At 69.7% G+C, this 12,084-nt stretch carries 10 protein-coding genes; all 10 read left to right on the plus strand.

Annotated features, from left to right (window positions below):
• Positions 1–10: 10 nt before the first annotated feature.
• The 10 genes from KYK13_RS32005 to KYK13_RS32050 all read left to right on the plus strand — a co-directional run bounded on the left by KYK13_RS32005 (position 11) and on the right by KYK13_RS32050 (position 12,076).
• Complete coding sequence (locus KYK13_RS32005) at positions 11–2,536, plus strand: ligase-associated DNA damage response DEXH box helicase (protein ID WP_223637535.1); 2,526 nt, start codon at positions 11–13, stop codon at positions 2,534–2,536.
• Positions 2,506–3,159: a ligase-associated DNA damage response endonuclease PdeM gene (gene pdeM, locus KYK13_RS32010; RefSeq protein ID WP_223637538.1), complete on the plus strand. Its 654-nt coding sequence runs from the start codon at positions 2,506–2,508 to the stop codon at positions 3,157–3,159. The genes KYK13_RS32005 and pdeM overlap by 31 nt, the downstream gene beginning before the upstream one ends.
• Positions 3,160–3,163: 4 nt before the next feature.
• The gene (locus KYK13_RS32015) at positions 3,164–3,529 is read left to right on the plus strand and encodes an HNH endonuclease (protein ID WP_223637541.1); all 366 of its coding nucleotides are present in this window, start codon (positions 3,164–3,166) and stop codon (positions 3,527–3,529) included.
• Between the two features lie 448 nt (positions 3,530–3,977).
• Positions 3,978–4,640: a cytochrome c3 family protein gene (locus tag KYK13_RS32020; protein ID WP_223637544.1), complete on the plus strand. Its 663-nt coding sequence runs from the start codon at positions 3,978–3,980 to the stop codon at positions 4,638–4,640.
• Positions 4,637–7,852 carry a TAT-variant-translocated molybdopterin oxidoreductase gene (locus tag KYK13_RS32025; RefSeq protein WP_223646856.1) on the plus strand — a complete coding sequence of 1,072 codons (3,216 nt, stop codon included), beginning with the start codon at positions 4,637–4,639 and terminating at the stop codon, positions 7,850–7,852. Before KYK13_RS32020 ends, KYK13_RS32025 begins: the two co-directional genes overlap by 4 nt.
• 5 nt (positions 7,853–7,857) lie before the next feature.
• Complete coding sequence (gene nrfD, locus KYK13_RS32030) at positions 7,858–9,297, plus strand: NrfD/PsrC family molybdoenzyme membrane anchor subunit (RefSeq protein WP_223637545.1); 1,440 nt, start codon at positions 7,858–7,860, stop codon at positions 9,295–9,297.
• A gap of 4 nt (positions 9,298–9,301) precedes the next feature.
• A complete protein-coding gene (locus tag KYK13_RS32035) occupies positions 9,302–9,847 on the plus strand; it encodes a DUF3341 domain-containing protein (RefSeq protein ID WP_223637546.1) in 546 nt (181 codons plus the stop codon).
• Complete coding sequence (locus KYK13_RS32040) at positions 9,844–10,404, plus strand: cytochrome c (RefSeq protein ID WP_223637547.1); 561 nt, start codon at positions 9,844–9,846, stop codon at positions 10,402–10,404. Before KYK13_RS32035 ends, KYK13_RS32040 begins: the two co-directional genes overlap by 4 nt.
• Positions 10,401–11,600 carry a hypothetical protein gene (locus KYK13_RS32045; RefSeq protein ID WP_223637548.1) on the plus strand — a complete coding sequence of 400 codons (1,200 nt, stop codon included), beginning with the start codon at positions 10,401–10,403 and terminating at the stop codon, positions 11,598–11,600. Before KYK13_RS32040 ends, KYK13_RS32045 begins: the two co-directional genes overlap by 4 nt.
• On the plus strand, positions 11,597–12,076 hold the full coding sequence (locus KYK13_RS32050) for a hypothetical protein (RefSeq protein WP_223637549.1): 480 nt from the start codon (positions 11,597–11,599) through the stop codon (positions 12,074–12,076). The genes KYK13_RS32045 and KYK13_RS32050 overlap by 4 nt, the downstream gene beginning before the upstream one ends.
• Positions 12,077–12,084 lie beyond the last annotated feature (8 nt).

A 12,084-nucleotide genomic window follows, 5' to 3' on the forward strand; every position in this document is an offset into this window, starting at 1 on the left:
CCGCAATCGCATGCGCGGCAAGCACGCGCCAGAGAAGCAGGCCGAGACGCCCAGGCGCCCCCGCGCGAAACAACCCGCGCCCCGAAGCCCTTCGCCCTACAAAGGCACGCCGCTGGAGCAACTCCGCCAGTGGTTCGCCGCCAGGGGCTGGACGCCCTACCCCTTCCAGGAGGAGGCGTGGGCGGCCTACGCGCGAGGAGACAGCGGCCTCATCCACGTGCCCACCGGCGCGGGAAAGACCTACGCCGCCTATCTCGGCCCGCTCGCGGACGTGGCGGAGCGCAACGCCAAGGGCCTCCAGATCCTCTACCTCACGCCGCTGCGAGCCGTGTCGCGCGATGTGGAACAGGCCCTGCGCGAACCGCTGATGGCCCTGGACGCGGACCTGGAGGTGGAGAGCCGCACGGGTGACACGTCCTCCTCCGTCAGACAAAGACAGCGCGAGCGCCTGCCTCAAGTCCTCATCACCACGCCAGAGTCCCTGTCACTGCTGCTGACGCAGGAGCAGGCGGCGGAGAACTTCGCCTCGCTGCGCGCGGTCATCGTGGATGAGTGGCACGAACTGCTCGCCTCCAAGCGAGGAACCCAGGTGGAGCTGGCCCTGGCCCGCCTGCGCCACTTCGCGCCGGGCCTGCGCATCTGGGCGCTGTCCGCCACACTCGCCAACCTGGACGAGGCCGCGCGCACGGCCGTGGGCACGGACCGCGAGCCCACGCGGGTGTGCGCGGACCTCCAGCGCCCGGTGGACGTGGAGACGCTGCTGCCAGCGGAGGTGGACACCTTCCCCTGGGCCGGACACCTGGGCTTCTCCATGTTGCCGCGCGTGGCGGACTGGCTGGATCCGACGCAGTCCACGCTCCTCTTCACCAACACCCGCTCCCAGGCGGAGCGCTGGTTCGAAGGCCTGCGCCATCTGCGCCCGGAGTGGGAACACCTGCTCGCGCTGCACCACGGCTCCATCGACCGCGAGGAGCGCGAGCGCGTGGAGGGAGGCCTCAAGGACGGGAGCCTGCGCCTCGTCGTGTGCACGTCCTCATTGGACCTGGGCGTGGACTTCGGCCCGGTGGAGCGCGTCGTCCAGATAGGAAGTCCCAAGGGCATCGGTCGCACGCTCCAGCGGGCAGGCCGCAGCGCGCACCGGCCCGGCGCCACCTGCCGCATCCTCTTCGTCCCCACGCACGCGCTGGAGCTCGTGGAGATGGCCGCCGCGAGGGACGCCCTCGCGCGCCGCGAGGTGGAGCCACGCACGCCGCTGTCCAAGCCGCTCGATGTGTTGGCCCAGCACCTGGTGACGTGCGCGCTGGGAGGCGGCTTCACCCGCGAGGCCCTGCGCGAAGAGGTCCGCACCGCCACGAGCTACGCATCGCTCACCGACGAGGAGTTCGACTGGGCGCTCACCCTCGTGCGCGAAGGCGGCCCCACGCTGCGCGCCTACCCGGAGTTCCGCCGCGTCGTGGAGGTGGACGGCCGCTTCCGCGTGCCCGACGCGCGCCTCGCCCGGCTGCACCGGCTCCACATCGGCACCATCACCTCGGACGCCTCCGTCCAGCTGCGCTACTGGAGCGGCGGCACCCTGGGCACGGTGGAGGAGTCCTACGTCAGCCGCCTGAAGCCCGGGGACACCTTCCTCTTCGCGGGGCGCCGTCTGGAGTTCAGCCGCTTCAAGGACATGACGGCCTACGTGAGGCCCGCGAAGGCCAGGGCCACGCAAACACCCCGCTGGGGCGGCAGCCGCCTGCCCCTGTCCACGTCGCTCGCGGCCGCGATGCGCCGCACGCTGGAGTCCGCGCGCCAGGGCGACGTCACCCGCGACGAGGTCGCCGCCGCGTGGCCCATCCTCGACGCACAGGCCCGCCTGTCGCGCATCCCCGGCGACGGCCGCTGCCTGGCGGAGGTCTGCCGCACGCGGGACGGCCACCACCTCTTCCTCTATCCCTTCGAAGGAAGGCTGGTGCACGAAGGCCTGGCGGCGCTCCTCGCCCTGCGCCTCACGCGCCTCCAGAAAGCCACCTTCAGCCTGTCCGTGAACGACTACGGCCTGGAGCTGCTCACCCCCACGCCCTTCCCCTTCGAGGAGGCGCTGCGCCCCGCCCTCTTCACCCGCGAGCACCTGGAGGAGGACATCCTGGAGAGCGTGAACCTGAGCGAGCTCGCGCGCCGCCAGTTCCGGGACATCGCTCGCGTGGCCGGGCTGGTGATGCCGGGCCTGCCCGGGGCGCGCAAGTCCACCCGCCAGGTGCAGGCCAGCGCCGCGCTCCTCCATGACGTCTTCGTCAAGTACGACCCGGACAACCTCCTCCTGCGCCAGGCGCGCCGCGAGGTCCTGGAACACCAGTTCGAACAGGGCCGGCTCACCCGCACCCTGGAGCGCCTGGAGGCCCACCCCGTGGAGGTCGTCCACGTGAACCGGCCCTCGCCGCTGGGCTTCCCCCTGGTCGTCGAGCGCATCAGCGCGAGCGTCTCCAACGAGTCCCTGCTGGACCGCGTGCAACGCCTCAAGGAGCGATGGTCCCAGGCCGATGCCAGACCCGCGTAGCCGACGCGGAGGTCGAGCTGCTCCCGGAACGGGCCTTGCACTGGCCCGAGGCCGGCGTGCTCGCCGTGGCCGACCTGCACTGGGGCAAGACGGAGTCCTTCCAGCAGCACGGCATCCCCCTCCCCCTGGGGGTCCTGGAGGATGACCTGGCCCGCCTCTCCGCGGCCCTCACCGCCACCGGGGCCCGGCGTCTGCTCCTGGTGGGGGACCTGGTGCACTCGCGGCAGGGGCTCACCGCGGACGTCATCAGCCGCGTGAATACCTGGCGCGAAACACATGCTTCACTAGAAGTCATGCTGATACGCGGCAACCACGACCGCCACGTCCGGAGCCTTCCCCCCACGTGGCGCATGGAGGACCGCGCGGAGGCGTTGGACGAAGGCCCGTTCCGCTTCGCCCACCATCCGGAGCCCGCCGCCGGGCGCTACGTCTGGGCCGGGCACCTCCACCCCATGGTGCGGCTGACCGGCGGAGCGGACCGGCTGCGGCTGCCCTGCTTCCACCTGGGTCCCGGGGTGGGCGTCCTGCCCGCGTTCAGCGCCTTCACCGGCGGGGTGGACGTGCGGCGGGGGCGCAAGGACCGCGTCTACGCGGTCGCGGGCACCGCGGTGGTGGAGGTCTAGCACCATGGGTCACGCCAAGCGCCGGCGCGTCCTGGGGATCATCGCCACGGACTCCACCTTCGAGCGCGTCGCGCACCGGGGCGCCGAGGTCTGGCAGGGCAAGTGCCTGCACTGCAACGCCCACCTCACCGTCGCCCTGGATGGCGAGCCGATCAGCCGCGCCACCATCGAGCACATCGTGCCCCGGACCGCGGGCGGCACCGACGCGCTGGAGAACCTGGGCCTCGCCTGCGCCCGCTGCAATCAGGGCAAGGGCAGCCGCCACGACGCCCACTTCCACCGCGACGCCCGCGTGCGCGAGCTGGTGGACCGGCTGCTCCAGAAGCGCCGCGACCGCTGGCGCGACCCCGGCGACCCAGACGCGCAGTAGCCCTGCTTCAGACGCGGCGCGGCTCGTCGCACCCTGTAGCGCGCTCCTGAGTCGCGTTGATCCCCAGAGGGAAGAGCCCCCTCGCGCAATGCACCCTTCCGATCTCCAGAAGCGGGATTCATCCCCCCGCGCGGGCAACTTGTCGCAACCGCCTCGGAAGGTGCTAAGCGCTCCTTATTCCCACTCCCCACAGAATGGTTGACACTGCCGTGTTGATGGTTGATGGTCCCGCGCCGCATTGGGTCGGGAAATGCATGAGGGACCCGCGCCCACGGCACCATCCTAGAGGTTCGTTGGACGTGACTGCCTTGCCGTCTGAGCGCCAGGAGCCACTGCCCGCCCGGTCCACCGGGGCCGGGATGGCCCCGCTGACTTCCGCGCCGGTCGGTTTCCCCGCGTCCACTCCTGCCTTCATGTCGCCTTCAGTCCTCTTGCCCCTGGTCCTGGTATGAGCGGCCCTCTCTTCCCACGCTGGACGAATACGGTGTCGCGCCTGTCGGCCGCGATGCTCCTCGCCGTGCCCGCCATCGCCATCGGCGGCCTGCTGGCCTACGTGCGCTCCCCGCACGTGACCAATCAGGCGCATCCGGTGGAACAGCCCATCGAGTTCGACCACCGGCACCACGCCGGTGACGAGCAGATCGACTGTCGCTACTGCCACTGGACGGTGGAGAAATCCCCGTCGGCGGGCATCCCCTCCACCACCGTGTGCATGTCCTGCCACGCGCAGGTGTGGAACAAGAGCCCGTACCTCACCGAGGTCCGCAAGGCGTTCTTCGCCGACCAGCCCATCCCCTGGGTCCGCGTCCACAACCTGCCGGACTTCGTCTACTTCAACCACTCCATCCACGTGGGCAAGGGCGTCGGCTGCGCCACCTGCCACGGCCGCGTGGACCAGATGGGCGCCATCGAGCAGGCGGCCCCGCTGACGATGAGCTGGTGCCTGGACTGCCACCGCAACCCAGGCCCCAACCTCCGGCCCCCGGAGTTCATCACCAGCATGACCTGGGCGCCCCCGACGGAGAAGGCGGAAGCCTCGGCCCTCGCCGAGAAGCTCACCAAGGAATACGACGTTCACTCGCGCACGAGCTGCTCCACATGCCACCGATGAACACCAAGCCTGACAGCGCGCCCGCGCAGGAAACCCCCTCGTCCTTCGCGCTCCCGGTCGTCTCGGGCCGCGACGAGTCCGCCCCCCACGCGCACGCCCACGGCGACGTCGTGACGGAAGCGCTCGAGCACGCCTCCACCCGCGCCGTCCCGGCGGAGGGCGCGTACGGCAAGACGTACTGGCTCGGCCTGGAGGAGAAGCTCGCCACGCCGGAGTTCCTGGAGGAGACCCGCCCGGAGTTCCCCGTGGGCGCGGACCTTCCCCCCACCGGCTTCGCCCGCCGCGAGTTCATGCAGCTGCTGGGCGCGTCGCTCGCCCTGGCCGGCGCCACCGCGTGCAGCACCCGTCCGCAGGATGAGCGGATGGTGGCGTACACGAAGACGCCGCCGGAGGTCGTCCCGGGCAACCCGCTGCACTACGCGTCCGGCATGACGCTGGCCGGCCACACCTCCGGTCTGCTCATCACCGCCCGCGAAGGCCGCCCGGTGAAGATCGAGGGCAACCCCCAGCACCCCATCAACCAGGGTTCCGCGGGCGTCTTCGAGCAGGCGTTCCTGCTCTCCCTCTATGACCCGCAGCGCGCCCGCGTGCTGCGCCAGGGGAACAACCCCCGCTCGCCGCGCGTGCTGGCCGAGGACATCTCCACGCTCGTCAGCCAGCGGGCCGCGGCGGACGGCGGCAGCCGCCTGCGCTTCCTCACGGAGCCCATCAACTCCCCGACGCTGCGCGACGTGACCGCGCGCATCCAGAAGAAGCTGCCCAACGCGCGCTTCCACACGTTCGCGTCCCTCACCGACTCCGCCGCCGCGGAGGCCAACCGCGCCCTGTTCGGCCAGCCGGTCCAGGCCCTCTATGACCTGACCCGCGCGGACGTCATCGTCTCCCTGGACGCGGACTTCCTGGAGAGCCGCCCGGAGAACCTGGCCCTCAACCGCCAGTTCGCGGACCGCCGCGACCCGAAGAACGGCGAGCTCAACCGCCTCTACGTGGCGGAGGCCCGCCTGTCGATCACGGGCGGCATGGCGGACCACCGCCTGCGCGTGAAGTCCTCTGAAATCATGGGCATCGCCGCCGCGCTGGCCCAGGCCGTGGGTGGCCCCGCCGCCAGCCTCGGCTCCGCCGCCTCCGGCAAGGCCGGCACGGTGCGCCCGGAGGTCTCCTCGTGGGTGGAGGCCGTGGCCCAGGACCTCAAGTCCAAGGCCGGCCGCTCCGTGGTGCTCGCCGGTGAGCGTCAGCCCGCCGCCGTGCACGCGCTGGCCCAGGCCATCAACGCCGCGCTGGGCAACGTGGGCACCACCGTGAAGGTCGTCCCGGCCGCCGCTCCGGAGACCTCCGGCCTGTCGGAGATCAGCGCGCTGGTCGCGGACATCAAGGCCGGCAAGGTGGACACGCTGGTCATCACCGCCGCCAACCCCGTCTACGCGCTGCCGGTGGACGCGGGCCTGGCGGAGGTGCTGGACCCCAAGCAGAACGAGAACCGCAAGGCGCTCTCCGTCCTGTACGCGGGCCACTACGAGGACGAGACCTCCAGGTTCGCCGACTGGTTCGTGCCCCTGGCGCACCAGCTGGAGACCTGGAGCGACGGCCGCGCGGTGGACGGCACCGTCAGCATCGCGCAGCCCCTCATCCAGCCGCTCTTCAACGGCGTGCCGGAGATGGAGCTGTTCGCGCTGTTCCTCGACGAGCCCTTCCGCCCCGCCTACCAGATGCTGCGCGACTACTGGACCGCGCAGGGTGGCGAGGCCGGCCGCGCCGACTTCGAGACCCGCTGGGAGACCTGGGTCTCCGAGGGTGTCATCCCCGGCAGCATCGCGTCCGCGCTGACGGCCTCGCCGGACGTGGGCGCCGCGTCCCAGCTGGTGGCCGCCTACCAGCCGCCGGCCGCCGGTGAGCTGGAGATCAACTTCGTCCACGACTACAAGGTCCTGGACGGCCGGTTCGCCAACAACGCGTGGCTCCAGGAGCTGCCGGACCCCATCACGAAGATCGTCTGGGAGAACGCCGCCATCCTCAGCCCGGCCACCGCCAAGCGGCTGAACCTGGAGAACAACCAGGTCGCGGAGCTGGAGTACGGCGGGCGCAAGCTGCAGGTCCCCGTCACCGTCCTCCCCGGCCACGCGGATGACACCGTCACCGTGGCCCTGGGCTACGGCCGCACCGGCCTGCACGAGGTCGTCGCCAAGGGCGCGGGCTTCAACGCCAACCTGCTGCGCAGCGTGAAGGCCCCCTGGTTCGACGGCGGCGCGAAGCTGACCCGGGTCCGCGGCAGCCACAAGTTCGCCCGCACCCAGTACCACTGGCGCATGGAGGGCCGCCCGCTGGCGCTCGACATGTCCGTCCAGGAGCTCAAGCGCCCGTCGCGCGAGACCGAGTTCGTCCTGGAGACGGTCCAGGCCAAGTACAAGCTGGGCAAGAGCAACAACCTGCCGGACTTCCAGTACGCGGAGAACCCGGAGCAGGGCTACAAGTGGGGCATGTCCATCGACCTGTCGCGCTGCACCGGCTGCAACGCGTGCGTCGTGGCCTGCCAGGCGGAGAACAACATCCCCGTCGTGGGCAAGGAGCAGGTCGGCCGCGGCCGTGAGATGCACTGGCTGCGCATCGACCGCTACTTCCAGGGCAACGAGAACGACCCCACCATGGTCATGCAGCCTGTCGCGTGCGTGCACTGCGAGAAGGCCCCCTGCGAGTACGTGTGCCCGGTGAACGCCACCGTGCACTCGGACGAGGGCCTCAACGACATGGTGTACAACCGCTGCATCGGCACGCGGTACTGCTCCAACAACTGCCCGTACAAGGTCCGCCGCTTCAACTACCTGCACTACACGCAGGGCAAGACGCCGACCGAGAAGATGCTGATGAACCCGGACGTCACGGTGCGCAACCGCGGTGTCATGGAGAAGTGCACCTACTGCGTGCAGCGCATCGAGCGCGTCCGCATCAACGCCCGCGTCGAGAAGCGCCTCATCCAGGAGAAGGAGCTCCAGACGGCGTGCCAGCAGACCTGCCCCACGCAGGCCATCGCCTTCGGCTCGCTCGCGGATCCCGCTCAGCGCGTCACCCAGCTCCACGAGGACGAGCGTGCCTACCGGCTGCTGAACGAGCTGGGCACCCGCCCCCGCACCGCCCACCTCATCCGCCTGCGCAACCCCAACCCCGCCCTCGTGGCCGCTGCCCCTGCTGAAGCGCCGGCGCACGAAGGAGGTCACTGACCGTCATGGCCGAGACCGCTCACGCACTCCCGCTCGACCCCCTCGAGCCCCGGGACCTCGTCGCGCCGCACCACGACGACAAGTCCCTCAATGAAACCCTGCTCGACCATGTCTGGCGCAAGCCGGGCAAGGGCTGGTTCATGCTGCTGGGCATCACGTCCGCGGCGCTGGGCCTGCTGGTCATCGGCGTCACGTACACCCTCGCGCGCGGCATCGGCGTGTGGGGCAACAACCAGCCGGTGGGCTGGGCGTTCGACATCATCAACTTCGTCTGGTGGGTCGGTATCGGCCACGCCGGTACGCTCATCTCCGCCATCCTCCTGCTCTTCCAGCAGAAGTGGCGCACGAGCATCAACCGCTTCGCGGAGGCCATGACGCTGTTCGCGGTCATGTGCGCGGGCCTCTTCCCGCTGCTCCACACGGGCCGTCCCTGGTTCGCGTTCTGGCTGTTCCCCTACCCCAGCACCCTGGGCGCCTGGGCGCAGTTCCGCTCGCCGCTCGTGTGGGACGTGTTCGCCATCTCCACGTACCTCACGGTGTCCGCGCTCTTCTGGTTCGTGGGCCTCATCCCGGACCTGGCCGCCCTGCGTGACTCGTCCAAGACGCGCCTGCAGCGCACCATCTACGGCCTGTTCGCGCTCGGCTGGCGCGGCTCCGGCCGCCACTGGCACAACTACAAGATTGGCTACCTGCTCCTGGCCGGCCTCTCGACGCCGCTCGTGGTGTCCGTGCACACCATCGTGTCGTTCGACTTCGCCGTCTCCCAGATTCCGGGCTGGCACGCGACCATCTTCCCGCCCTACTTCGTGGCCGGCGCCGTGTTCAGCGGCTTCGCGATGGTGATCACCCTCATCGTGCCCGCCCGCAAGTACCTGGGCCTCCGGGACGTCATCACCGACCGCCACCTGGAGAACATGAACAAGGTCATCCTGGCGACGGGCCTGCTCGTGTCCTACGGCTACCTGATGGAGCACTTCATCGCCTGGTACTCCATGAACCAGTACGAGTTCTGGACCTTCTACGTGAACCGCGCCACGGGCCCCTACGCCGGCATCTACTGGATGATGATCGCCTGCAACGTCATCACCCCGAACATCTTCTGGTTCAAGAAGGCCCGCACCAGCATCCCCATCATGTGGGTGGCGTCCATCGCGGTGAACATCGGCATGTGGTGCGAGCGCTTCATCATCATCGTGACGTCGCTCTCCCAGGACTTCCTGCCCTCCTCGTGGGACATCTACACCCCGACCTGGGTGGACTGGTGCATCTACGTGGGCACGCTGGGCCTGTTCGGCACCCTCTTCCTCCTGTTCCTCAAGTTCGTTCCCGCCGTCGCCGTGAGCGAGGTGAAGGAGCTCCAGTTGGAGCTCAAGCACGCCGCCCACTCGAAGGCCCACGGCGCGGATACGGGCGGCGCGGGCACCCTCACCTCCGGAGCGCACTAGCATCATGGAAGCCAAGGTCCTTGATTCCTGGGTGTTGGCCGAGTTCGCCACGCCGGAAGCCCTCGTGGATGCCACCCGCCAGATGCGGGAGAAGGGCTTCCAGGGCATGGACACCTACTCCCCCTACCCGCTGCACGGCGGGTCGGAGGCGCTGGGTCTGCCGCCCTCCCGCATGCCCTTCATCGCCCTGGGGGGCGGCCTCACCGGCATGGTGACCGCCCTCACGATGCAGACGTGGATGAACACCATCGACTATCCGCTCAACGTCGGCGGTCGTCCGCTCCTGAGCCTCCCGGCCTGGGTGCCCATCACGTTCGAGTTGAGCGTGCTGTTCGCCGCGTTCGGCATCTTCTTCGGCCTGCTCGGCCTGAGCAAACTGCCGCAGCCCTACCACCCGGCCTTCGAGTCGGAAGAGTTCCGCAGCGCGTCCACGCACGGCTACTGGCTGAGCATCCCGCACCCCACGGGGGCGGATGCCGCGGACGTCAAGAACCAGCTGACGGCCCTGGGCGCGACCCACGTGACCGTCGTCTCGGGAGAGAAAGAATGAGGTGGCTCATCCCCGCCGCCGGGCTCGCCGCGCTCACGGGCTGCAACGTCAGCTCGGAGTTCCTCCAGCGCATGGAGTCCCAGGCCAAGTACGAGTACTACGAGACGTCCGAGTTCTGGCCGGACGGCCGCGCCATGCGCGTGCCCCCCGCCGGCACCATCCCGCGCGAGCGGCCGGTGGGCAACCCGGGCATCTCCACGGGCCGCGCCAATGGCGTGGCCGTGAACGCCATCCCCCTGCCGGTGGACAAGCACCTGCTGGAGCTGGGCCAGAAGAAGTACAACATCGTCTGCTCGCAGTGCCACGGCGTGCTCGGCGACGGCAACAGCGTCGTCGCGGAGAACATGGCGCTGCGCCTGCCGCCGTCCCTGCTGGAGCTCGCGGACAAGCCGGCCGGCCACTTCTACACCGCCATCAACGAGGGCTACGGCGTCATGCCGTCCTTCTCGGGTGAGCTCAACACGCGTGAGCGCTGGGCCGTCGTCGCCTACGTGCGCGCGCTGCAGGCCGCCCGGAGCACCGCCGGGACGCAGGCCGTCCCGCAGGAGAACCGATGATTGCCATGGAGCGCTACACCGGCACGCCCAAGCTGATGGTGCCCGCGTTCGGCCTGGGCGTGGTGGGCCTCGTGCTCACCGCCGTGGGCTTCTTCATGAACCCCGAGGCGACCAGCTTCAGCTACCTCTTGGGCTTCACCTACTGGGTCGGCATCAGCGTGGCCGCCCTCATCATGCTGGCCATCTTCCACACGGCCAAGGCGAAGTGGCCCATCGTCCTGCGCCGCGCCATGGAGACGATGGCCATCGCGGTGCCCGTCTTCGCGGTGCTCATCCTCGCCCTCATCCCGATGATGAAGCACCTCTACCCCTGGGTGGACGGCTCCCCGCTGGCCGAGCACATCCACGGCGTGGAGGTGGAGCACCTGGCCCACAAGAAGGCCCACTACCTGAACCTGGGCTTCTTCGCCGCCCGCCAGGTCATCTACTTCGCGGTGTGGATCTTCGTCTCGCACCGGCTGTACGGCTGGAGCACCCAGCAGGACGAGTCCGGCGCGCTGGAGCTCACCGTCAAGCAGCGCCGCTTCTCCCCGGGCTCCCTGCCCTTCCTGGCGCTGACCATCACCTTCGCCGCCTTCGACTGGCTGATGAGCCTCACCCCGCTGTGGCAGTCCACCATCTTCGGCGCCTACTACTTCGCCGGCAGCTTCCTGGCCGCCTTCTGCGTCCTCGCGCTGGCCACGGTGCGGGCCCAGGGCAAGGACCTGTACGGCACCCTGGTGACGACGGCGCACTACCACAACCTGGGCAAGCTCATCTTCGCCTTCACGGCGTTCTGGGCCTACATCGGCTTCTCCCAGTTCCTGCTGGTGTGGATCGCCAACATCCCGGAAGAGGCCCCCTGGTACGGCCTGCGCATGTACGGCGCGTGGCGCGGCGTCTCCATCGTCATCTTCTTCGGCCACTTCGTGCTGCCGTTCTTCACGCTGCTGTCACGCAAGCTGAAGGAGAAGCCCACGACCCTGGCCGTGGCCGCCGTCTACATGCTTCTCATGCACGTCGTGGACCTGTATTGGCTCATCTGGCCGGCGTTCTCCGGTGAGGCCGGGCCGACCTTCCACTGGACGCTCCTCACGGCCTTCGTGGGCGTGGGCGGTGTCTCCGTGGGCTACGCCCTCTTCCGGGCGCGCGGTCGGTACACCTTCCCGGTGAAGGACCCCTACATCGCGGAGTCCGTGAGGTACGTGCAGCCATGAAGAAGACCCAGTCCGAAGTCGAATCGCGGGTCATCGTCGGCGCGCATGGCGTGGCCGCCGAGGAAGACCACCTCGTCATGGGGAAGATCATCGGCGTCGGTGTGGGCGCCATGGTCCTCTTCTTCGTGGGCGCGGTGTGGGCCTGGCGCATCCAGGTGGTCACCATGGAGGAGGCCCAGCCGAACGGCCCTCCGCCCCGCCCGGCCGCGGTGGGTCAGTACGAGGTGGGCATCGTGAACCAGCGCCTGTTCGAGCAGGACTGGCGCGCGGCGGAGAAGCTGGGCGGCCAGCACCAGGCGCTGCGCAACGGCTGGGGTGACCAGCCGGGTGTCACCGCCCACAAGTCGTTGGACCAGGCCATGGAGCACGTCATCGCGACGGAAGCCCAGAAGGCCCGCGAGCCCGCCCCGGCTCCCCAGCAGGCCCCGGCCCCCGCGCCGCACACGGCGCCCCCGGCCCCGGCTCCGAAGAAGTAGGTTCCCAC

The organism is Corallococcus sp. EGB, from assembly GCF_019968905.1.
Taxonomy (GTDB): Bacteria; Myxococcota; Myxococcia; order Myxococcales; family Myxococcaceae; genus Corallococcus.